The organism is Pseudomonas sp. GW823-FHT02F05, from assembly GCF_058797315.1.
The window spans coordinates 1-21718 of sequence record NZ_JBXAJM010000039.1; the positions used below are offsets into that span (position 1 = coordinate 1).

Sequence of the window (21718 nt, forward strand, 5' to 3'; positions counted from 1 at the left end):
CCCCCCCCCCCCCCCCCCCCCCCCCCCCCCCCCCCCCCCCCCCCCCCCCCCCCCCCCCCCCCCCCCCCCCACAGGGGTCTATGCAAGGTTTAAGACTGGTATTGGCTGAGCAACCGCTCCATCCGCGCATCCATCCGACGCTTGATCTCGGCCTCGATATGCGGCGCAAAGTCATCGATCACATCCTGCATGATCAATTGCGCAGCGGCGCGCAGTTCGTTGTCCAGGTGCAGCAGCAGGGCGTCGGGGGCTTTTTCGGCGGCTGGAGCGGGTTCTGCAATCACAGGTGCCGGCGCGGCAGGCTTGCCGCCGACCATGTCGAACAACAGCGGAATCTGTACCTCACCCTCGACCGTCTCGGTCAGCAGCGGCGGTTGCAGGTTGTCATCACCCAGCAACTGACGGATCGACTCCAGGTCATCCAGCAGGTGGTCGTCTTTTTTCAGCGGGTTGGGAGTGTCCATCATGTACTCAAAGTCGTTGTAGCCGGTGATCTTGCAGAGGATAGCCCTGTTCACGGTAGAAACGGAAACTCTCCCGCGCGGCCTGACGAATAGCCGGGTCTTCCACCACTACTTCCGCCACACGGGCGAACGCTTGGGCAAAGGCTGGTACTTTCAGGTCGAGGTTAACCAGCAGGTCATGGTGATCGCCGCAATTGTCCCCCAAGCCCAGGACTACCAGGCTTTCAGGTTCGGATTCGGCGAGGCCGTGGGGCACGAAGCTTTCGCCCTTGAAGCGCCACAGACGGGCATCAAGTTCGTCACGTTGGGCGGCATCGCTGCAGTGCAGGTAGATGCGGTGGCCCATGCGCCAGGCTTTTTCGGTAAGTTTGCAGGCAAAGTCCAGGCGCGCTAGGGGATCGGCGCTGGGCAATATATAGAAGTCGACTTGGGGCATTGGAAATCCTGGGGCTGGCCTGGTTGCCCCTCTGTAGGAGCGAGCTTGCTGTGGCGAGCAAGCTTGCTTGCGCTGGGGTGCGCAGTGCCCCTAAAAAGCCGGGGACTGCTACGCAGTCAACGGGAGCAAGCTCCCTCGCCACAGCAAGCTCGCTCCTACAGAGAGGCGCAGGGGCCGCTTAAGCCTTGGCGCGATCCAGCAGGTATTGGGTCAGCAGGGGCACCGGACGGCCAGTGGCGCCCTTGTCCTTGCCGCCGCTGGTCCAGGCCGTGCCGGCGATGTCCAGGTGAGCCCAGTTGAAGTTCTTGGCAAAGCGCGACAGGAAGCAGGCCGCGGTGATGGTGCCGGCTTTCGGACCACCGATGTTGGCGATGTCGGCGAACGGGCTATCGAGCTGTTCCTGGTACTCATCGAACAGCGGCAGTTGCCAGGCGCGGTCGTCGGCGGCCTTGCCGGCGCTGAGCAGTTGCTCGATCAGTTCGTCGTTGTTACCCAGCAGGCCCGAAGTGTGGGAACCCAAGGCAACGATGCACGCGCCGGTCAGGGTCGCGATGTCGATCACGGCCTGGGGCTTGAAGCGCTCGGCGTAGGTCAGCGCGTCGCACAGCACCAGGCGGCCTTCGGCGTCGGTGTTGAGGATCTCCACAGTCTGGCCGCTCATGGTGGTGACGATATCGCCTGGGCGAGCCGCGCCGCCGCTCGGCATGTTCTCGGCGCAGGCCAAAATGCACACCAGGTTGATCGGCAGCTTGAGTTCCAGCACGGCACGCAGGGTGCCGAACACGCTGGCGGCGCCGCCCATGTCGTACTTCATCTCGTCCATGCCCGCACCGGGCTTGAGGCTGATGCCGCCGGTATCGAAAGTGATGCCTTTACCTACCAGGGCGTAAGGCTTCTCGGACTTCTTGCCGCCGTTGTATTGCATCACGATCAGGCGTGGCGGCTGGTCGCTGCCCTGGCCCACGGCATAGAACGAGCCCATGCCCAGGTCCTTGATCTTCTTCTCGTCCAGCACTTCAACCTTCAGGCCCTTGAACTCTTTGCCCAATGCCTTGGCCTGTTCGCCCAGGAATGTCGGGTGGCAGATGTTCGGCGGCAGGTTGCCCAGGTCGCGAGTGAACGACATACCGTTGGCGATGGCCTGGGCGTGGGTGACGGCGCGCTGGACTTCAGCCTGGGCGGCCTTGATGGTCAGCAGGGTGATTTTCTTCAGGGCGCGGGGTTCGGCTTTCTGGCTCTTGAACTGGTCGAAAATATAGCCGCCGTCCACCAGCGACTCGGCCAGCAGGCGGGTCTTGCCGTAGCTGTCGCGGCCCTTGACCACGATTTCATCGAGCGCCAGCACCGCATCGCTGCCGCCCAGGCCCTTGAGGGTGGTGAGGATGCCGCTGACGATCTTACGAAACGGACGGTCGCCCAGTTCGGCATCCTTGCCCACGCCCACCAACAAAACGCGCTCGGCTTTAAGGTTGGGCAGGCTCTGCAGCAACAGGCTCTGACCGACCTTGCCGGCCAGGTCGCCGCGCTTGAGCACTGCGCTGATAGCGCCGCCGCTCAGTTCGTCCAGTTGCTTGGCGGCGACGCCGAGTGTGCGGCCTTCGCCGACAGCGACCACGAGGGTGGCGGTTTTCAACGTTTCGGGGCTAACGCTTTTTACAACCAATTCCATTTTCGGGTCCCTTATCAAGGTCTGTGAGCCGGGAGCTTGTACTCCGGCTTTAAAGCTCGGCAGCGTTGTAAACCGCCAGCGACAAAGGCCGCAGTTTGAACCTCGCCAACGGAGCCTGACAACCCTTGGCGCACGCTTTGTGCGTGCGCATGAGTAAGCTCCGTGACAGGCGAGGTCAATCACAGGATAATGCGCCATCTTTTTAGCCGGCCCGTGGTAAGCGGGTCGACTCGGTATGCTTGCTTGTTTGGCCGCCTTAGCCTGACAACCCTGGAGTGTCTGGTTTGATTGTCTTCCGTTATCTGTCCCGCGAAGTCCTGTTGACCCTGAGTGCCGTGAGTGCGGTGTTGCTGGTCATCATCATGAGTGGTCGTTTCGTCAAGTTCCTGGCCCAAGCCGCCGCTGGCGCCCTGGATCCGGGCTCACTGTTCCTGATCATGGGCTACCGGATGCCCGGCATGCTCCAGTTGATCCTGCCGCTTGGCCTGTTTCTCGGCATATTGCTGGCCTATGGCCGGCTGTACCTGGAAAGCGAGATGACCGTGCTGTCGGCCACCGGCATGAGCCAGCAGCGCCTGCTGGCCATGACCATGGTGCCTGCCGCTGGCGTTGCTCTGATAGTGGCCTGGTTGAGCATGAGCCTGGCGCCCCAGGGGGCCATGCAGTTTCAGCTGCTGCTGAACAAGCAGGATGCGATGACTGAGTTCGACACCCTCGAGCCCGGTCGCTTCCAGTCGCTCAGCGACGGTTCGCGGGTGACCTACACCGAAACCATGACCGACGACCGCTCCAACCTTGGCGGCGTGTTCATCTCCCAGAAGAACCTCGGTCAGAACCAGAAGGATCGGGGTATTTCGATTCTGGTGGCCGACAGCGGTCGCCAGGAAATCCGTCCCGATGGCAATCGCTACCTGATCCTGGAAAACGGCTACCGCTACGACGGCAGCCCTGGCCTGGCGGATTATCGGGCGATCAAGTACGACACCTATGGCGTCATGCTGCCCAAGGCCGAGATCAGTGACGAGGTCACCGACCGCGACGCACTGCCCACCTCATCGCTGTTCGGCAGCCCGGAGTTGCGCTCCATCGCCGAGTTGCAATGGCGCCTGTCCCTGCCGCTGCTGGTGTTTATCGTGACCCTGATGGCCGTGCCGCTGTCGCGCGTCAACCCGCGCCAAGGGCGTTTCCTCAAGTTGCTGCCGGCGATCCTGCTGTACATGGCCTACCTGACCATCCTGATTTCTGCCCGTGGTTCCCTGGAGAAGGGCAAGTTGCCACCGGCGTTGGGCCTGTGGTGGGTGCACGGGGTTTTCCTGATGATCGGCCTGGGGCTGCTCTACTGGGAACCTATCCGTTTGAAAATGAAGAGCCGTCGTGGCCTGAAGGAGTTGGCCCGTGGCTAAGCTTGATCGCTACATCGGCATTAGCGTACTGATCGCCATCCTGGCGGTACTGGGCATCATCCTTGGCCTGGCCTTGCTGTTCGCCTTCATTGATGAAGTGGGCAACGTTACTGACACTTACACAGTCACGGACGTGCTGAGCTACGTCGCACTGACCGCGCCGCGCCGCCTCTACGACATGATGCCAATGGCCGCGCTGATTGGCTGTCTGATCGGCCTGGGTACCCTGGCCAGCAACAGCGAGCTGACCATCATGCGCGCCGCCGGGGTTTCCATCGGCCGTATCGTCTGGGCGGTGATGAAGCCGATGCTGCTGCTGATGGCCTGTAGCGTGCTGATCGGTGAATACGTCGCGCCACCGTCCGAAGCTACCGCCCAGGCCAATCGCGCCCTGGCCCAGGGGTCGGGCGATGCGCAAAGCGCCAAGCACGGCCTGTGGCACCGCCAGGGTGACGAGTTCATCCACATCAACGCCGTGCAGCCGGGTGGCCTGTTGATCGGGGTGACCCGCTACACCTTCGACAAAGAACGGCACATGTTGTCGTCCAGCTTCGCCAAGCGCGCGCAGTACAGTGGCGAGCAATGGCAACTGAGCGACGTCACCACCACGCACTTCCGTAACGTGGGCCAGGGCACCCAGTCCAGCACCGAAGTGGTCAACGTGCCGACCGAACAGTGGGATATCGCCCTCAAGCCGGAGTTGCTCAACACCGTGGTCATGGTGCCGGAAGCCCTGCCGATCTCCGGTTTGTGGAGCTATATCCACTACCTCAAGGAGCAGGGTTTGAACAATGGCCGCTACTGGCTGGCGTTCTGGGTGAAAGTCTTGCAGCCGGTGGTTACCGCGGCCTTGGTGTTGATGGCGATCTCCTTCATTTTCGGGCCATTGCGTTCCGTGACCCTGGGCCAACGGGTATTTACCGGCGTGCTGGTGGGCTTCACCTTCCGCATCGCCCAGGATTTGCTCGGGCCATCAAGCCTGGTATTCGGTTTCTCGCCGCTGTTTGCGGTGCTGGTGCCCACGGCCATCTGCGCCGTGGCTGGGTTCTGGCTGCTGCGCCGAGCGGGTTGAAGCCGCGCTCGCGAAAGTCTGCGAAACGCCGCGTTTATCTAGAATAAGCGCGTTATCGTTGGCGATTTTCGCGAGCAAGCTCGCTCCTACAGTTTTAAGCCCCATTAAAGTGGGGCTTTTTTGTATTGGTCAGCAAAGATGACGTCTGGCCTGAGCATCAGGTACAATTCCCGGCTATTTTTCAGCGGGCAATCTGCCTGCAGCCTTTTTGAGTGTTGATCCGTGAGTGATTTGAGTCATATCCGCAATTTCTCCATCATCGCCCACATTGACCATGGCAAGTCGACGCTGGCCGATCGATTTATCCAAATGTGCGGCGGCCTTGCCGAGCGTGAAATGGAAGCCCAGGTACTGGATTCCATGGACCTCGAACGCGAGCGCGGGATCACCATCAAGGCCCACAGCGTCACGCTGTACTACAAGGCCAAAGACGGCATCACTTACCAACTGAACTTCATTGACACCCCTGGCCACGTTGACTTCACCTACGAAGTCAGCCGTTCGCTGGCGGCCTGTGAAGGTGCGTTGCTGGTGGTCGATGCCGGCCAGGGCGTCGAGGCGCAGTCGGTTGCCAACTGCTACACCGCGATCGAGCAGGGCCTGGAAGTCATGCCCGTGCTCAACAAGATCGACCTGCCCCAGGCCGAGCCTGAGCGCGTCAAGGAAGAGATCGAGAAGATCATCGGCATCGACGCCACCGACGCCGTCACCTGCAGCGCCAAGACCGGCCTGGGTGTCGACGAAGTGCTCGAACGCCTGGTGCATACCATTCCCGCACCGACCGGCAACTACGAAGATCCGCTGCAAGCGTTGATCATCGACTCCTGGTTTGACAACTACCTGGGCGTTGTTTCCCTGGTACGCGTGCGCCATGGCCGTGTGAAGAAGGGCGACAAGATCCTGGTCAAGTCCACTGGCAAGATCCACCTGGTGGACAGCGTCGGTGTATTCAACCCGAAACACACCGCGACCACTGATCTGAAAGCCGGTGAAGTAGGCTTCATCATCGCTGGCATCAAGGATATTCACGGTGCACCAGTGGGTGACACCCTGACCCTGAGCTCCACGCCAGACGTCGACGTGCTGCCCGGCTTCAAGCGCATCCAGCCACAGGTCTACGCCGGCCTGTTCCCGGTCAGCTCCGATGACTTCGAAGATTTCCGCGAAGCCCTGCAAAAACTGACCCTCAACGACTCGTCGTTGCAGTACACCCCGGAAAGCTCCGACGCCCTGGGCTTCGGCTTCCGTTGCGGGTTCCTGGGCATGCTGCACATGGAGATCATCCAGGAGCGCCTCGAGCGCGAATACGACCTGGACCTGATCACCACCGCGCCAACCGTTATTTTTGAGTTGCTGCTCAAAACCGGTGAAACGATTTACGTCGACAACCCCTCCAAGCTTCCGGACCTGTCGGCCATCGAAGACATGCGCGAGCCGATCGTGCGGGCCAATATCCTGGTACCGCAGGAACACTTGGGCAACGTCATTACACTGTGTATCGAAAAGCGTGGCGTGCAGCGCGACATGCTGTTCCTCGGTACTCAGGTACAAGTGACCTACGATATGCCGATGAACGAAGTGGTCCTGGACTTCTTCGACCGTCTCAAGTCCACCAGTCGCGGCTATGCTTCGCTGGACTACCATTTCGATCGTTACCAATCGGCTAATCTGGTGAAACTGGATGTGCTGATCAACGGCGACAAGGTAGATGCCCTGGCACTGATCGTGCACAAGGACAACGCGCATTACAAAGGTCGCCAACTGACCGAGAAGATGAAAGAACTGATTCCGCGCCAGATGTTCGACGTCGCGATCCAGGCCGCCATCGGCGGGCAGATCATTGCACGGACTTCCGTCAAGGCTCTCAGAAAGAACGTACTGGCCAAATGCTACGGCGGTGACGTAAGCCGTAAGCGCAAACTGCTTGAGAAGCAAAAGGCCGGTAAAAAACGCATGAAGCAAGTAGGCAACGTGGAAGTTCCACAAGAAGCCTTCCTTGCGGTGCTCAGGTTGGATAGTTAGGTCCTATGTCACTAAATTTCCCGCTGTTGCTGGTCATTGCCGTTGCCGTCTGTGGTCTCCTGGCGTTGCTCGATCTGGTGTTCTTCGCCCCGCGTCGTCGGGCGGCCATCGCTTCCTATCAGGGCAGCGTCAGCCAGCCCGATGCGGTGGTGGTCGAGAAGCTGAACAAAGAGCCCTTGCTGGTTGAGTACGGCAAGTCGTTCTTCCCGGTGTTGTTCATCGTGCTGGTGCTGCGCTCGTTTCTGGTAGAGCCGTTCCAGATCCCTTCGGGGTCGATGAAACCCACCCTGGACGTGGGCGACTTCATCCTAGTGAACAAGTTTTCCTACGGCATTCGCCTGCCGGTGATCGACAAGAAAGTCATCCCGGTAGGTGACCCGCAGCGCGGCGATGTGATGGTGTTCCGCTACCCAAGCGACCCGAACGTCAACTACATCAAGCGAGTCGTCGGCCTGCCGGGCGACGTGGTGCGCTACACCAGCGACAAGCGCCTGTTCATCAATGGTGAGTCGGTGGCCGAGAAGCTGTTGGGCGCCGAGCCGAATACCTTGGGCAGCGCCGAGCTGTACCAGGAAAAACTCGGTGCGGTGGAGCACCAAATCCGCAAGGAAATGAGCCGCTACCGTGCGATGCCGGATGGCCAGTGGAAAGTGCCTGCCGGGCACTACTTCATGATGGGCGACAACCGGGACAACTCCAACGACAGCCGCTACTGGGATGACCCCAACATTCCCAAGGATCTGCTGGGCATGGTGCCGGACGAGAACATTGTCGGCAAAGCCTTCGCGGTCTGGATGAGTTGGCCGGAACCCAAGCTCAGCCACCTGCCGAACTTCTCGCGGGTCGGGCTGATCAAGTAATACAAGCGGCGCTGTGAACACAGCGCCGAATGCTTTTCTGGGGCTTGGACATTTTCCGATGCCCGGTACCCATCAGGATTTGAATTTGAACACTGCGTCAATCGTCGATGGCCGCCGGTGCCATCAACTAGATATGGATAAACCGTGACCGTTTCTCTAAGTCGTCTCGAGCGTCAGCTCGGCTACACCTTCAAGGACCAGGAATTGATGGTCCTTGCCCTCACACATCGCAGCTTTGCAGGGCGCAATAACGAGCGCCTGGAATTCCTCGGTGACGCTATCCTCAATTTCGCCGCCGGCGAGGCGCTGTTCGAGCGCTTCCCCCAAGCGCGAGAAGGCCAGCTGTCGCGCCTGCGCGCACGCCTTGTGAAAGGCGAGACCCTGGCCGTGCTGGCCCGAGGCTTTGGCCTGGGCGAGTATCTGCGGCTGGGTTCCGGTGAGTTGAAAAGCGGCGGTTTCCGTCGCGAGTCAATCCTGGCTGATGCCCTGGAAGCCTTGATCGGTGCGATCTACCTCGATGCAGGCATGGAGACGGCCAAGGAGCGCGTTGTCGCCTGGCTGGCCTCGGAAATCGAAAGCCTGACGCTGGTAGATACCAACAAGGATCCCAAGACCCGCCTGCAAGAGTACCTGCAGTCCCGCGGTTGCGAACTGCCACGCTACGAAGTGGTGGATATCCAGGGCGAGCCCCATTGCCGGGTGTTCTTCGTGGAATGTGAAATCACTTTATTGAACGAAAAAAGCCGAGGTCAGGGTGTGAGCCGTCGTATTGCCGAACAGGTAGCGGCCGCTGCAGCACTGATTGCCCTGGGCGTGGAGAATGGCCATGACTGATTCAACCGCAACACGCTGTGGCTATGTTGCCATCGTCGGCCGCCCGAACGTGGGCAAGTCCACGCTGCTCAACCACATCCTCGGCCAGAAGCTCGCGATCACCTCGCGCAAGCCCCAGACCACCCGCCACAACATGCTGGGCATCAAGACCGAAGGCAACGTGCAAGCGGTGTATGTCGATACTCCTGGCATGCACAAAGGCGGCGAGAAAGCCCTGAACCGCTACATGAACAAGACCGCCTCGGCCGCGTTGAAAGACGTCGACGTGGTGATCTTCGTGGTCGACCGCACCAAGTGGACTGACGAAGACCAGATGGTCCTCGAGCGGGTGCAATACGTGACCGGCCCGTTGATCGTCGCGCTGAACAAGACCGACCGTATCGAAGACAAAGCCGAGCTGATGCCGCACCTGACCTGGTTGCAGGAACAACTGCCGAACGCCCAGATCATGCCGATCTCGGCCCAGCACGGCCACAACCTCGAAGCCCTGGAGCGCGTGATCGCCGGTTACCTGCCGGAAAACGAGCACTTCTTCCCGGAAGACCAGATCACCGACCGCAGCAGCCGCTTCCTTGCCGCCGAACTGGTCCGCGAGAAAATCATGCGCCAGATGGGCGCCGAGCTGCCGTACCAGATCACCGTCGAAATCGAAGAGTTCAAGCAGCAGGGCAAGACCTTGCACATTCATGCGCTGATCCTCGTCGAACGCGACGGCCAGAAGAAAATCATCATTGGCGACAAGGGCGAGCGTATCAAGCGCATCGGCACCGAAGCGCGCAAGGACATGGAGCTGCTGTTCGACTCCAAGATCATGCTCAACCTGTGGGTGAAGGTTAAGGGTGGCTGGTCCGATGATGAGCGTGCGTTGCGCTCTCTGGGCTATGGCGACCTGTAACGGGTTGCACAGTGACTGGCGGGCTTGCTGTGGCGAGGGAGCTTGCTCCCGCTGGGCCGCGGAGCGGCCCCAACAAGGTCGACGAGGTTTTTCAGGTATAACTCGGTGGCTGCTAGAGGGGCTGCTTCGCAGCCCAGCGGGAGCAAGCTCCCCTCGCCACACAAGCGCTCTCCTTCTTTAGAGATTCCCCGTCTCATGTCGCAATCCCCACCCCCCAGCCAACCCGCCTACGTCCTGCACAGCCGCGCCTACCGCGAAACCAGTGCGTTGGTGGACTTCCTCACGCCCCAAGGCCGACTGCGCGCAGTCTTGCGCAGCGCACGGGGCAAGGCGGGCACCTTGGCGCGGCCGTTCGTGGCGCTCGACGTGGAGTTTCGCGGCAAGGGCGAGCTGAAAAACGTCGGCCGCCTGGAAAGCGTTGGCACCTCGGCCTGGCTGAATGGCGATGCGCTGTTCAGCGGCCTTTACCTCAATGAGCTGCTGATTCGCCTGCTGCCCGCCGAAGACCCGCACCCGGCAGTCTTTGATCACTACGCTGCCACCTTGCTGGCCCTCGCTGAAGGCCGTCCGCTGGAACCGCTGCTGCGCGCTTTCGAATGGCGTTTGCTCGACGACCTTGGCTACGGCTTCGAACTGGCCAACGACTTGCACGGAGAGCCCATCGCCGCCGATGGCATGTATCGCCTGCAAGTCGATGCGGGGCTTGAGCGCGTGTACCTGCTGCAGCCCGGCCTGTTTCAGGGCACCGAACTGCTGGCCATGAGTGAAGCCGACTGGCACGCTCCCGGTGCGCTGTCCGCCGCCAAGCGCCTGATGCGCCAGGCCCTGGCCGTGCACCTGGGCGGGCGGCCGCTGGTCAGTCGCGAGTTGTTTCGAAAGCCCTGACATCCCCGTGTATGCTGTGCACCGATTCTTTCCCTTTTCAGGAGCGCTTCCGTGACCACCAGCAATCGCATTCTTCTTGGCGTCAACATCGACCACGTCGCCACCCTGCGCCAGGCCCGGGGCACCCGTTACCCTGACCCGGTCAAGGCCGCGCTGGACGCCGAAGAAGCGGGCGCCGACGGCATCACCGTGCACCTGCGCGAAGACCGCCGTCACATCCAGGAGCGCGATGTGCTGCTGCTCAAGGACGTGCTGCAAACCCGCATGAACTTCGAAATGGGCGTCACCGAAGAAATGATGACGTTCGCCGAGCGCATTCGCCCGGCGCATATCTGCCTGGTACCGGAAACTCGCCAGGAGCTGACCACCGAAGGCGGCCTCGACGTCGCCGGCCAGGAAGCGCGGATCAAGGCCGCGGTGGAGCGCCTGTCGCGGATCGGCAGCGAAGTCTCGCTGTTTATCGACGCCGACGAACGCCAGATCGAAGCCTCCCGCCGTGTCGGCGCCCCGGCGATCGAGTTGCACACTGGTCGTTATGCCGATGCCACCACGCCGACCGAAGTGGCCGACGAGCTGCAACGCATCATCGACGGCGTGAACTGCGGGCTCAACGAAGGCTTGATCGTCAATGCCGGCCATGGCTTGCATTACCACAACGTCGAAGCCGTGGCTGCGATCAAGGGCATCAACGAACTGAATATCGGTCACGCCTTGGTCGCGCACGCGCTTTTCGTCGGTTTCAAAGGCGCCGTGGCCGAGATGAAAGCCCTGATTCTGGCCGCTGCCAAGCACTGATAAACAATGAAGATCATTGTGGGAGCTGGCTTGCCTGCGATAGCGGAGCGTCAGTTTACGTATTCGTAGCTGGCCCACGGCAATCGCAGGCAAGCCAGCTCCCACACGATGAGTCTTCGGTGTTTTCAATGTGCGGCAATGCGAAGCCTTACTGTTTAGCCGACGCAGGTGTATCGTATCAGCCCTTTGCGGGCCCTTGGCCTGCGGCAGATACGCGAGGTTGTTGTGTCCCGATCCTTTTCCCGTCGACAAATCCTGGGTGGTCTTGCTGGCCTGGCCGTAGTAGGCGTCGGTGCCGGCGGTGGCTACCGCTACTGGCTGGGGAAAGTCGCTGAGTCCGAGGCGGGGCACGATTACGAGCTGATCGCCGCGCCCCTGGACGTAGAGTTGGTGCCGGGGCACAAGACCCAGGCCTGGGCGTTCGGCCCATCGGCGCCGGGCACCGAGTTGCGGGTGCGCCAAGGCGAATGGCTGCGGGTGCGCTTTATCAACCATCTGCCGGTCGCCACCACCATCCACTGGCACGGCATCCGCCTGCCGCTGGAAATGGACGGCGTGCCCTACGTCTCGCAATTGCCGGTGCTGCCTGGCGAATACTTCGACTACAAATTCCGCGTGCCCGATGCCGGCAGTTACTGGTATCACCCTCACGTGAGCAGCAGCGAGGAACTCGGCCGTGGCCTGGTCGGCCCGTTGATCGTGGAAGAGCGCGAGCCCACCGGTTTCCAGTACGAACGCACCTTGAGCCTGAAGAACTGGCACATCGACGAAGAGGGCGCATTTGTCGAGTTCAGCATCCCCCGTGAAGCGGCGCGTGGCGGCACGGCCGGGCGCCTCTCGACTATCAACGGCGTGCCCCAGGCGGTGATCGACCTGCCGGCTGGGCAAATCACCCGCGTGCGCCTACTCAACCTCGACAACACCCTGACTTATCGCCTCAATATTCCTGGCGTCGAAGCGCAGATCTATGCCCTGGACGGTAACCCCATCGAGCCGCGCCCGTTGGGCAAGGAATATTGGCTGGGCCCGGGCATGCGCATTTGCCTGGCGATCAAGGCGCCACCGGCGGGCGAAGAACTGTCGCTGCGCAACGGCCCGGTGCGCCTTGGCACCTTCCGCTCTGTCGCCAATACCGACGCGCCTACCGCATGGCCACCGGCATTGCCGGCCAACCCGGTTGCCGAGCCAGACCTGGCCAATGCCGAGAAACTAAACTTCAATTTCGAATGGGTCGGTTCAGTGTCGGTCAATGTCGAAAACGGCAAGCCGCCGAGCCTGTGGCAGATCAACGGCCAGGCCTGGGACATCACAGACAAGACCTGCGCCGACCGCCCGATTGCCAAGCTGGAGAAGGGCAAGAGCTACATTTTCGAATTGAAGAACATGACCCAGTACCAGCACCCGATCCACCTGCACGGCATGAGCTTCAAGGTGCTTGCGTCCAACCGCCACAAGGTGATCCCGTATTTCACCGACACCTACCTGCTGGGCAAGAACGAACGCGCCCGCGTGGCCTTGGTGGCGGATAACCCAGGAGTGTGGATGTTCCATTGCCATGTGATCGACCACATGGAAACCGGCCTGATGGCCGCCATCGAGGTGGCGTGATGCGCCAGATTCGCCCCGCCGCGATTATCGACCGCAGCCGTGACCAGGACTTTATGCGCGAAGCCCTGGCGCTCGCCGCCCAAGGCGCTGCATTGGGCGAAGTGCCGGTGGGTGCGGTGCTGGTGCAGGACGGTGAAATCATCGGCCGCGGCTTCAACTGCCCCATCAGTGGCAACGACCCCAGCGCCCATGCCGAAATGGTCGCGATCCGCGCTGCTGCACAAGCGATCAGCAACTATCGGCTGGTGGGCAGCACGCTGTACGTGACGCTGGAACCGTGCAGCATGTGCGCGGGTTTGATCGTGCATTCGCGGGTGGCGCGGGTGGTGTATGGCGCGTTGGAGCCGAAGGCGGGCATCGTGCAAAGCCAGGGGCAGTTTTTTACCCAGGGTTTTCTAAACCATCGGGTGTTGTTTGAGGGCGGGGTATTGGCCGAGGAGTGTGGGGCTGTCCTGAGCGAGTTCTTCAAAGCCCGACGAGCTAAACCGTGATGATCGTTCCCACGCTCTGCGTGGGAACGCAGCACAGGACGCTCTGCGTCCCAAAGCGTGACGTAGAGCGTCTCAAGAGGCATTCCCACGCAGAGCGTGGGAACGATCATAGTGGTGTCATTTACGAGCGATGATCACCGCCCGCATCGGCGCCGGCAGCCCTTCAATGGTCTTGCTGTGATCCTCAGGGTCCAGGAAATCACTCAGCGACTGATACTTCATCCAGTGCGTCCCACGCTGCTCCTCAACCGTGGTCACGCTCACATCCACGCACCGCACATCACTGAACCCGGCCCGGCGCAGCCACAGCATCAACGCCGGTACCGACGGCAGGAACCACACGTTGCGCATCTGGGCGTAACGGTCTTCTGGCACCAGCACTTGTTGTTGGTCGCCTTCCACCACCAATGTTTCCAACACCAACTCGCCGCCCTTGACCAGGGTGTCCTTCAACGCCAGCAAATGCTCGATGGGCGAGCGGCGGTGGTAGAACACGCCCATGGAAAATACCGTGTCAAAGCCTTCCAGGTTCGCCGGCAAGTCTTCGAACGGGAACGGCAGGTGCCAGGCCTTGGGCTCGGATAAGTAGCGTTGCACCGCCTGGAACTGGCAGAAGAACAGCCAGTTGGGGTCCACGCCAATCACGCTGTCGGCCCCGGCGCCGAGCATGCGCCACATGTAGTAGCCGTTGCCGCAGCCCACATCGAGGATGCGCTTGCCTTTGAGGTCCAGGTGCGGCGCGACCCGCGACCACTTCCAGTCCGAACGCCATTCAGTGTCCACATGCACGCCGAACAGGTGGAACGGGCCTTTGCGCCAGGGGCTCAGGCCCATCAGCGCCGTGTGCATCTGCGCGCGGGTGGCGTCGTCGCAATCGGTGTCCAGCACCAGGCCGTTGAGCAAATCTACGCTGTTGGGCTGGATCTTCGGCAGTGCATCCAAGGCGCTCTGCCAGCGCTCCAGGTCGCCATGGCCTTTTTCCATCTTGCTATCGAGCTGCGCTTGCAGGCCCTGGGCCCACACGGCCAAAGGAGTGCCGACCAGGTGGCGGGCGAGGGGGGACAAATCAATCATGGCAAGGCAATCAACGAGGCAAAGTTAAGACACTGGAACCACGGCACGACTTTCGAGAACCCGGCCGCCAGCAGGCGTTCGCGGTGTTCTTCGAGGCTGTCGGGCTTCATGACGTTTTCGATGGCGCTGCGCTTCTGGGCGATTTCCAGTTCGCTGTAGCCGTTGGCGCGTTTGAAGGCGATATGCAGGTCGGTCAGCAGCGCGTGTTCTTCAACATCGTTAAAGCGCAGCTTTTCCGAGAGGATCAATGCCCCGCCCGGCAGCAGCGCCTGGCGAATGCGCCCCAGCAACGCCAGGCGCTCCTGGGGAGCGATAAATTGCAGGGTGAAGTTAAGGGCCACCACCGAGGCGGGCTTGAATTGCAGGGCGAGGATGTCGCCCTCGATCACCTCCACCGGCAGCAACTCCTGGAACATCGAGTCCTGGCCATTGAGGTATTCGCGGCAGCGCTCGACCATCGCGGCGGAGTTATCCACGGCGATTACCCGGCAACCCTCGTTGCGTACATGGCGACGCAGGGCTTGGGTCACGGCGCCCAGGGAAGAGCCCAGGTCATACAGCACGCTACCCGGTTGGGCAAATTGCGCGGCCAGCACGCCGAGGTTCTCGACGATGGTGGGGTAGCCCGGCACCGAGCGCTTGATCATGTCCGGGAACACCCGCACCACATCCTCGTTAAAGGCGAAGTCCGGCACCTGGGGCAGGGGCTGGGCGAATAGGCGATCGGGTTCTTTGCTCACGGCTGTTCCGGCGACGGTGGGGGAAAGGCCGGCATTTTAGCCAAGTTGGCCCTCGGATGCGCGGGTTGTCTGATGGAAAGCCGAGGCGGTGATGCCCCATTGCCCGAGCCAGTAGGTGGCGATCAGCAAATACGGCGCTGCCTCGAACGCCAGCACAAACCGGTTGATGCCGATCAGCGCGTCGGAAACCACAAACGACACCGCACCCGCCGCCGCCAGCCACGCTGAACGCTTGGGCACCTCGCTGCCCAGTCGCGCCAACGCACGCCAGAGCATGGCGCTGATCACCAGCGCGTAAACCACCACCGGTATCAAAAGCTCACCGAGGCCGTGGGAGATCAGGATGCTCAGCAAGATTGCGCCTACGCCGATGGCCAGCACCAGCGGCAGCAGCGCCAAGCGCCGACAGTCACTGAAATAGGCTTTGAGATAGGCCAGGTGCGCGAACAGAAACGCGCCCAGGCCAAAGATAAACAGGTCGCCTGGCCAGGCGAGCAACACGTCGCCCACCAGGGAAAAAATCAACCCCAGGCTGATCCAGCGTCGATACTCGGTGGGCGGCGCGTCATGCAGCCAACCCAGCAGCGCCAGCACCGGCAGTGGCTTGACCAGCAGGCACAGCAGCGTCGCATGGGTCGCCAAGCCATAGACAAAGGTGCCGGCGCCCATCAAGGCAAGGATCAGCCATGGCATATCAGTTCACCGTAATGGCGCAGTCAAAGGTTTCGGCAGGTTCGGCCTCCGGCTCCCAAGGTTGCTGGGATGTCAGGCGCAAACGCCCTTGCCCTGCGGCAAACGCCTGGAAGCGCCAGGTGGACTGGCCGCCACCGCCGATCACGCCGGACTCGGTGCTGCTGTAGACCTCGGGGCTCAAGGCGCGCAACACGCCGCCGGCGGAGTCCTGGATGGCCCAGCGGTAACCGGTGGTGGGGTTGCTGGGCAGGGTGAGGATCAGGTTTTGCCCGTTTTTAAGCTGGAGCGGGCAGGCGCTCTGGTTGTCCACGCTGACGTTTTGCTTGGGGGCACTGGCGCATGCGGCCAGCAAGACAAGGCTCAAGGGAAGAAGCAGGCGGGCAGCGGTCATGAAGGCTCCGTTAATACACGACGAAGGGGGAGCATAACCGAAGATGAGACAAGGTGTGACAAGGTGGGGTTTTGCGTTGGCCGATCGTTCCCACGCTCTGCGTGGGAACGTTGCCTTGGACGCTCCGCGTCCGCTTTGTGACGCGGAGCGTCACGGGATGTATTCCCACGCAGAGCGTGGGAATGATCAGGTCTGGATATTTCTCAGAAGAGCACCTTCGCCACATCCGCAAACCGCTTGGCAAAGTGCACCGTCATCCCTTCCTTCAAATAGTCCGGCAACTCTTCAAAGCTGCCACGGTTGGGCTCCGGCAAGATCAACTCGTGAATCTTCTGGCGCCGCGCCGCAATCACCTTCTCGCGCACCCCGCCAATCGGCAGTACATGCCCGGTCAAGGTCAGTTCGCCGGTCATCGCCACGCCTTTTTTCGGCGGTTGGTTGCGGGCCAGGGACAGCAACGCACTGGCCATGGTCACGCCGGCACTCGGGCCGTCTTTCGGCGTGGCGCCTTCCGGCACGTGCAAGTGCACGAAGGCTTCGTCGAAGAACTTCGCATCGCCGCCAAACGACTTCAGGTTGGAACTGATGTAGCTGTAGGCGATTTCGGCGGACTCTTTCATCACTTCACCCAACTGCCCGGTGAGCTTGAAGCCGCGGTTGAGCGTGTGGATGCGCGTCGCTTCGATCGGCAAGGTGGCGCCGCCCATGCTGGTCCACGCCAGGCCGGTAATCACGCCGGTGCCGGACAGCACTTGCTCATTACGGAATACCGGCATGCCCAGGGAGCTTTCCAGGTCCTTGTTGCCGATCTTGATCACCGAGTCAGGCTCATCCAGCAGTTTTACCACCGCCTTGCGCACCAGCTTGCCCAGCTGTTTTTCCAACTGACGCACGCCGGCCTCTCGCGCATAACCGTCGATCAAGGCGCGCAAGGCACCGTCGCTGATGGTCAGGCTGTTTTTGGCCACGCCGGCTTTTTCCAACTGCTTGGGCCACAAGTGGCGCTTGGCGATGGCGACTTTTTCTTCGGTGATATAGCCCGACAGGCGAATCACTTCCATGCGGTCCAGCAACGGACCGGGGATTGAGTCCAGGGTGTTGGCGGTGCACACGAACAGCACTTTGGACAGGTCCAGGCGCAGGTCCAGGTAATGGTCGAGGAATTCGACGTTCTGCTCCGGGTCCAGGGTTTCGAGCAGCGCCGACGCCGGGTCGCCCTGGAAGCTCTGGCCCATCTTGTCGATCTCGTCGAGCATGATCACCGGGTTCATCACTTCCACGTCTTTCAACGCCTGCACCAGCTTGCCAGGCAGGGCGCCGATGTAGGTGCGCCGGTGGCCCTTGATCTCGGCCTCGTCGCGCATGCCGCCGACACTGAAGCGATAGAACGGCCGCCCCAGGGATTCGGCGATGGACTTGCCCACACTCGTCTTGCCCACGCCCGGCGGGCCTACCAGCAATACGATGGAACCGGCGACTTCGCCCTTGTAGGCGCCCACCGCTAGGAATTCGAGGATGCGGCTCTTGATGTCATCCAGGCCCGCATGGTGCTTGTCGAGCACTTTGCGCGCGTGCTTGAGGTCGAGTTTGTCTTCTCCGTACACGCCCCACGGCACCGAGGTGGCCCAGTCCAGGTAGTTGCGCGTGACGGCGTATTCCGGCGAACCGGTTTCCAGGATCGACAGTTTGTTCAGTTCTTCATCAATGCGTTTTTTCGCTTGCGCCGGCAGCACTTTGCCTTGCAGGCGCTGTTCGAACTGTTCGACATCGGCGCTGCGATCGTCCTTAGTCAGGCCCAGCTCCTGCTGGATGACCTTGAGTTGTTCCTTGAGGAAGAACTCACGCTGGTGCTCGCCGATCTTGCGGTTCACTTCGGCGGAGAGTTCTTTTTGCAGGCGCGCGACTTCCACCTCTTTGCGCAGCATCGGCAGCACTTTTTCCATGCGTTTGAGCATGGGCACGCAGTCCAGCACTTCCTGCAGTTCATTACCTGTCGCCGAGGTGAGTGCCGCGGCAAAGTCGGTGAGCGGCGACGGATCGTTGGGGCTGAAGCGGTTGAGGTAGTTCTTCAACTCTTCGCTGTACAGGGGGTTGAGGGGCAGCAGTTCCTTGATCGCATTGATCAGCGCCATGCCGTAGGCCTTCACCTCATCGGTCGGCTCGCTGGGCTGGTGCGGGTATTCGACTTCCACCAGGTACGGTGGGCGGTGGTGCTTGAGCCAGGTCTTGATGCGCACGCGGGTCAGGCCCTGGGCGACGAACTGCAGCTTGCCGTTCTCGCGGCTGGCGTGGTGCACCTTCACCAGGGTGCCGTACAGCGGCAGGGCGGAGGTGTCGAAGTGCCGTGGGTCTTCGGGCGGCGTGTCCATGAAAAACAGCGCAAGGGAATGGTGGTCGGATTTGCTCACCAGCTCCAGGGTTTCGGCCCAGGGTTCTTCATTGACGATCACCGGCAACACTTGTGCCGGGAAAAACGGCCGATTGTGGATCGGGATGATGTAGACCTTGTCCGGCAGGTTTTGCCCAGGCAGGGCCAGGCCAGTATTGGACGAGGGGGTTTCAGCGTTTTCGGGGTCGGCGTAATCGTTGAGGTCGTAATCTGGAAATTCTTGCTGGTCGCTCATGGGGCACCTGCATCAGTAAGTATGCAGGTTAGATGGGGCGGGGTTGCGGTGGTTTCAATGGGGGGGCGTCGTTAGCAACAATTTGCATGAAATAACGGGAGAGTTGCGGTAAACGTACTTTGCCCCGCCGCTTTTCGAACTGATCGTCAATAATGTGACGCCTAGACCCAGCTTTTATTGGGTTTACTTATCCCCAGTCCCAGCTAACCTGCTTTAATAAAATTCCCCATAAAAAAGGATGTTTTTTTGACGCCGGTTAGCAGTCGGCAGGGACGCGTATGACACAAGGAAAGCACGGCCAAGAGCGACGAGCGCGGCCCGAGGGCGCGGCCATGCACTGGCGCCACACGTTTCAGACCCGCATAGCCGGAGTGCTGGCGCTGTTGTTGCTGGTGGTCGTGGCCGCCACCTATTTTGCCGTGCACGCTGCCACCACCCGTGCGGTGGAGAACCAGGCCGACGTACAGTTGAACACCGGGCGGCAGGTGTTCGAGCGCCTGCTGGACCTGCGCGGGCGGCGCTTGCAGTACGGGTTGGACTGGCTCACCGCCGATGGGCCGTTCAAGCAGGCGGTGGCCGGCGGCCGGACGGTGCCGATCCTGGAGGCCCTGGGCACCCATGGCACCGGGGTCAGTTCCAGCGAAGTGGTGGTGCTGGGCCTGGATGACAGGGTCATGGTCAGTACCCTGCTGGTGCAGACGCGGGGCCAGTTGTTCCCGTATGCCGATGCCTTGCGCAAGGCGCGGCGCAGCGGCCAGCAAATGTTGATCGTCGCCATGGCCGGGCGCCCCTATTTGCTGGTGCAAAAAGATGTGCTCGGGCCTGTGCCGATCGCACGCGTGGTCATGGGCTTTCCCATGGACACGCAATTCGCCCATGAACTGCGCTCCATGAGCAACCTGGAGGTGTCGTTCCTCAGTGTGCAGGACGGCCATCTCGGTCAGCTGTTCACCACCCACCCTGGCAATTGGCGCCCAAGCATTATCAACCTCTTGCATGGCACGCAGGTCGATCCTGAGGCGAAGATCCAGCTGTTCCATGGCCAGCGTGTGCTCAGCCAGGTGTTGCCCTTGGCCAATAGCGGCGAAGGCGATGAAGTGCGTGTGTTGCTGCAAAGCCCGCTGGACCATGCGCTGGAATCCTTCGCGCCGCTGGACCGGCAGTTCATGGGGATTGCCCTGGCGGTGCTGCTGGTCTCGCTGGCGGTGGCATTATTCCTGGCGCGGCGAGTGTCACGCCCGCTCAATGCGCTGGTGCAAGCCGCTGAACGGATCGGGGCCGGTGACTACCGCACCCCGGTGCGGGTGCGCAGCCACGACGAGTTCGGCCTGCTGGCGCGGGCGTTCAATGCCATGCAAAGCGGCATCGCCCTGCGCGAACGGCAACTGGCCCACAATGCCTTGCATGACCCGCTCACCGGATTGCCCAACCGTGCCTTGGCCATGGAGCGCCTGGGCAGTGCGATCAGCGCACGGCGGTCGGTGGTGTTGCTGTACGTGGGGATTGAAAACTACCGAGTCATCAACGAAGGGTTTGGCCCCGAAGGTGTCGAGCACATGTTGTGCGAGGCCAGCCGCTGCTTGTCCAGCAGCCTGTTGGCCAGCGACACCGCAGCACGCATCGCCGGCAGTGAGTTTCTGTTGTTGCTGGAAAACACCGAGATCGACTCTGCCGTGGCCCGCGCCGACCAGTTGCATGGGGCGTTGACCGAACCCCTGCGCATCGGCAATGACGAAGTGCGCCATGAGGTGAGTATCGGCATCGCCGCGTACCCTGCTGATGGGCAGCAGGTGGAAGAGTTGATCAACCGCGCGGCCATCGCCCGGCACGACGCGGCCAACCTGCCGGGGCATTTGCAGATCTACCAACCGGACCGCGACCTCGCCCACCAACGCCAGATCACCCTGATTCGCGACTTGCGCCGCGCCGTGATCGAAGGCGAGTTGTTCCTGTGCTACCAACCCAAGCTCGACCTGCGGCACGGGCACGTGGGCCAGGCCGAAGCCTTGCTGCGCTGGCAACACGCGACGCTGGGGCAAGTGTCTCCGGGGGAGTTCATTCCGTTGGCCGAACGCACTGGCAGCATGGGTGCCCTGACCCTGTGGGTGATCGAGGAAGCCATCCGCCAGATTGCCGAATGGGCGCAGCGTGGGCTGGTTATCCAGCTGTCGGTGAATATCTCCGTGAACGACTTGGCGGATGATGACTTGGCCATTCGCGTCACCGCGCTATTGGCCCAATACCATGTGGGCGCCGAGCATTTGATTTTCGAGATTACCGAGAGCGCCATTATGCACAACCCGCAGCAGGCCCTCAGCGTGCTGGAGCAGCTGCGCAATTGCGGGATCAGCCTGTCGGTGGATGATTTCGGCACCGGTTACTCGTCCCTCGCCCAATTGCAGCGCCTACCGGTGCAAGAGCTGAAGATCGACCAGTCCTTTGTGCGCAACCTCGACAGCACCAGCGGCGACGGGGTGATCGTGCGCTCCACCATCGAGATGAGTCATAGCCTGGGGCTCAAGGTGGTCGCCGAGGGCGTGGAGTTCGAACACAGCCTCACCTTGCTCAAACGCTGGAACTGCGACACGGCCCAGGGCTACCTGATCAGCCGCCCGCTCAATGCCATGGCGTTCGAGCGGTGGATGCGGCGTGAGCAGGTGCCAACCTAGACAGTTTGACTGTGGCGAGGGAGCTTGCTCCCGCTGGAGTGCGAAGCGCTCCCAGGATCTTGGGGCCGCTGCGCAGCCCAGCGGGAGCAAGCT

The 21718-nt window shown here is 61.5% G+C and carries 19 protein-coding genes; 11 read left to right on the forward strand and 8 right to left on the reverse strand.

Features of this window, described 5'->3' with window-relative positions:
- Positions 1–89: 89 nt before the first annotated feature.
- The 3 genes from AC1RAC_RS27720 to AC1RAC_RS27730 form a co-directional block, all read right to left on the reverse strand.
- Complete coding sequence (locus AC1RAC_RS27720) at positions 90–464, reverse strand: hypothetical protein (protein ID WP_054897750.1); 375 nt, start codon at positions 462–464, stop codon at positions 90–92.
- A gap of 7 nt (positions 465–471) precedes the next feature.
- Positions 472–900: a DNA polymerase III subunit chi gene (locus AC1RAC_RS27725; protein ID WP_492617156.1), complete on the reverse strand. Its 429-nt coding sequence runs from the start codon at positions 898–900 to the stop codon at positions 472–474.
- A 178-nt stretch (positions 901–1078) separates the two neighbouring features.
- Entirely contained in the window at positions 1079–2569 is a 1491-nt protein-coding gene (locus AC1RAC_RS27730) for a leucyl aminopeptidase (protein WP_034128658.1), read from the reverse strand.
- A 284-nt stretch (positions 2570–2853) separates the two neighbouring features.
- On the opposite strand from AC1RAC_RS27730, the gene lptF reads away from it, so the two are divergent.
- The 10 genes from lptF to tadA all read left to right on the forward strand — a co-directional run bounded on the left by lptF (position 2854) and on the right by tadA (position 13434).
- Positions 2854–3972 carry an LPS export ABC transporter permease LptF gene (gene lptF, locus AC1RAC_RS27735; protein ID WP_089041328.1) on the forward strand — a complete coding sequence of 373 codons (1119 nt, stop codon included), beginning with the start codon at positions 2854–2856 and terminating at the stop codon, positions 3970–3972.
- Positions 3965–5044 carry an LPS export ABC transporter permease LptG gene (lptG, locus tag AC1RAC_RS27740; protein WP_105225871.1) on the forward strand — a complete coding sequence of 360 codons (1080 nt, stop codon included), beginning with the start codon at positions 3965–3967 and terminating at the stop codon, positions 5042–5044. Before lptF ends, lptG begins: the two co-directional genes overlap by 8 nt.
- Positions 5045–5266: 222 nt before the next feature.
- Entirely contained in the window at positions 5267–7066 is a 1800-nt protein-coding gene (gene lepA / locus AC1RAC_RS27745) for a translation elongation factor 4 (RefSeq protein WP_032877619.1), read from the forward strand.
- A gap of 5 nt (positions 7067–7071) precedes the next feature.
- On the forward strand, positions 7072–7926 hold the full coding sequence (gene lepB / locus AC1RAC_RS27750) for a signal peptidase I (RefSeq protein WP_003188855.1): 855 nt from the start codon (positions 7072–7074) through the stop codon (positions 7924–7926).
- A 144-nt stretch (positions 7927–8070) separates the two neighbouring features.
- The gene (rnc, locus tag AC1RAC_RS27755) at positions 8071–8760 is read left to right on the forward strand and encodes a ribonuclease III (protein ID WP_003188856.1); all 690 of its coding nucleotides are present in this window, start codon (positions 8071–8073) and stop codon (positions 8758–8760) included.
- The gene (gene era / locus AC1RAC_RS27760; protein WP_005785147.1) at positions 8753–9655 is read left to right on the forward strand and encodes a GTPase Era; all 903 of its coding nucleotides are present in this window, start codon (positions 8753–8755) and stop codon (positions 9653–9655) included. Before rnc ends, era begins: the two co-directional genes overlap by 8 nt.
- 195 nt (positions 9656–9850) lie before the next feature.
- The gene (gene recO, locus AC1RAC_RS27765; RefSeq protein ID WP_034128656.1) at positions 9851–10540 is read left to right on the forward strand and encodes a DNA repair protein RecO; all 690 of its coding nucleotides are present in this window, start codon (positions 9851–9853) and stop codon (positions 10538–10540) included.
- Between the two features lie 51 nt (positions 10541–10591).
- Positions 10592–11335 carry a pyridoxine 5'-phosphate synthase gene (pdxJ, locus tag AC1RAC_RS27770; protein ID WP_054921124.1) on the forward strand — a complete coding sequence of 248 codons (744 nt, stop codon included), beginning with the start codon at positions 10592–10594 and terminating at the stop codon, positions 11333–11335.
- Between the two features lie 225 nt (positions 11336–11560).
- A complete protein-coding gene (locus tag AC1RAC_RS27775; RefSeq protein WP_034128713.1) occupies positions 11561–12943 on the forward strand; it encodes a multicopper oxidase family protein in 1383 nt (460 codons plus the stop codon).
- Positions 12943–13434 carry a tRNA adenosine(34) deaminase TadA gene (gene tadA / locus AC1RAC_RS27780; protein WP_034128654.1) on the forward strand — a complete coding sequence of 164 codons (492 nt, stop codon included), beginning with the start codon at positions 12943–12945 and terminating at the stop codon, positions 13432–13434. The genes AC1RAC_RS27775 and tadA overlap by 1 nt, the downstream gene beginning before the upstream one ends.
- 117 nt (positions 13435–13551) lie before the next feature.
- Here tadA and cmoB read toward each other — a convergent pair whose 3' ends face one another.
- The 5 genes from cmoB to lon all read right to left on the reverse strand — a co-directional run bounded on the left by cmoB (position 13552) and on the right by lon (position 18956).
- Positions 13552–14508 carry a tRNA 5-methoxyuridine(34)/uridine 5-oxyacetic acid(34) synthase CmoB gene (gene cmoB, locus AC1RAC_RS27785; protein ID WP_492617157.1) on the reverse strand — a complete coding sequence of 319 codons (957 nt, stop codon included), beginning with the start codon at positions 14506–14508 and terminating at the stop codon, positions 13552–13554.
- Complete coding sequence (cmoA, locus tag AC1RAC_RS27790) at positions 14505–15248, reverse strand: carboxy-S-adenosyl-L-methionine synthase CmoA (protein ID WP_492617158.1); 744 nt, start codon at positions 15246–15248, stop codon at positions 14505–14507. The genes cmoB and cmoA overlap by 4 nt, the downstream gene beginning before the upstream one ends.
- A 36-nt stretch (positions 15249–15284) precedes the next feature.
- Positions 15285–15941: a lysoplasmalogenase gene (locus AC1RAC_RS27795; protein WP_197901147.1), complete on the reverse strand. Its 657-nt coding sequence runs from the start codon at positions 15939–15941 to the stop codon at positions 15285–15287.
- A 1-nt stretch (position 15942) separates the two neighbouring features.
- Positions 15943–16332 carry a protease inhibitor I42 family protein gene (locus AC1RAC_RS27800; protein ID WP_057976107.1) on the reverse strand — a complete coding sequence of 130 codons (390 nt, stop codon included), beginning with the start codon at positions 16330–16332 and terminating at the stop codon, positions 15943–15945.
- Positions 16333–16535: 203 nt separating this feature from the next.
- Complete coding sequence (lon, locus tag AC1RAC_RS27805) at positions 16536–18956, reverse strand: endopeptidase La (RefSeq protein ID WP_072447578.1); 2421 nt, start codon at positions 18954–18956, stop codon at positions 16536–16538.
- A 332-nt stretch (positions 18957–19288) separates the two neighbouring features.
- On the opposite strand from lon, the gene AC1RAC_RS27810 reads away from it, so the two are divergent.
- Positions 19289–21625 (forward strand): putative bifunctional diguanylate cyclase/phosphodiesterase, encoded by a 2337-nt coding sequence (locus AC1RAC_RS27810; RefSeq protein WP_127880872.1) that lies wholly within the window; start codon positions 19289–19291, stop codon positions 21623–21625.
- The last annotated feature ends 93 nt before the right edge of the window (positions 21626–21718 follow it).

Bases quoted from the DNA above. Each gene is read 5' to 3' on its own strand.
- AC1RAC_RS27720 (WP_054897750.1), bottom strand. From the start codon at position 464: ATGGACACTCCCAACCCGCTGAAAAAAGACGACCACCTGCTGGATGAC.
- AC1RAC_RS27725 (WP_492617156.1), bottom strand. From the start codon at position 900: ATGCCCCAAGTCGACTTCTATATATTGCCCAGCGCCGATCCCCTAGCG.
- AC1RAC_RS27730 (WP_034128658.1), bottom strand. From the start codon at position 2,569: ATGGAATTGGTTGTAAAAAGCGTTAGCCCCGAAACGTTGAAAACCGCC.
- lepB (WP_003188855.1), top strand. From the start codon at position 7,072: ATGTCACTAAATTTCCCGCTGTTGCTGGTCATTGCCGTTGCCGTCTGT.
- era (WP_005785147.1), top strand. From the start codon at position 8,753: ATGACTGATTCAACCGCAACACGCTGTGGCTATGTTGCCATCGTCGGC.
- recO (WP_034128656.1), top strand. From the start codon at position 9,851: ATGTCGCAATCCCCACCCCCCAGCCAACCCGCCTACGTCCTGCACAGC.
- tadA (WP_034128654.1), top strand. From the start codon at position 12,943: ATGCGCCAGATTCGCCCCGCCGCGATTATCGACCGCAGCCGTGACCAG.
- cmoB (WP_492617157.1), bottom strand. From the start codon at position 14,508: ATGATTGATTTGTCCCCCCTCGCCCGCCACCTGGTCGGCACTCCTTTG.
- AC1RAC_RS27795 (WP_197901147.1), bottom strand. From the start codon at position 15,941: ATGCCATGGCTGATCCTTGCCTTGATGGGCGCCGGCACCTTTGTCTAT.
- AC1RAC_RS27800 (WP_057976107.1), bottom strand. From the start codon at position 16,332: ATGACCGCTGCCCGCCTGCTTCTTCCCTTGAGCCTTGTCTTGCTGGCC.
- lon (WP_072447578.1), bottom strand. From the start codon at position 18,956: ATGAGCGACCAGCAAGAATTTCCAGATTACGACCTCAACGATTACGCC.
- AC1RAC_RS27810 (WP_127880872.1), top strand. From the start codon at position 19,289: ATGCACTGGCGCCACACGTTTCAGACCCGCATAGCCGGAGTGCTGGCG.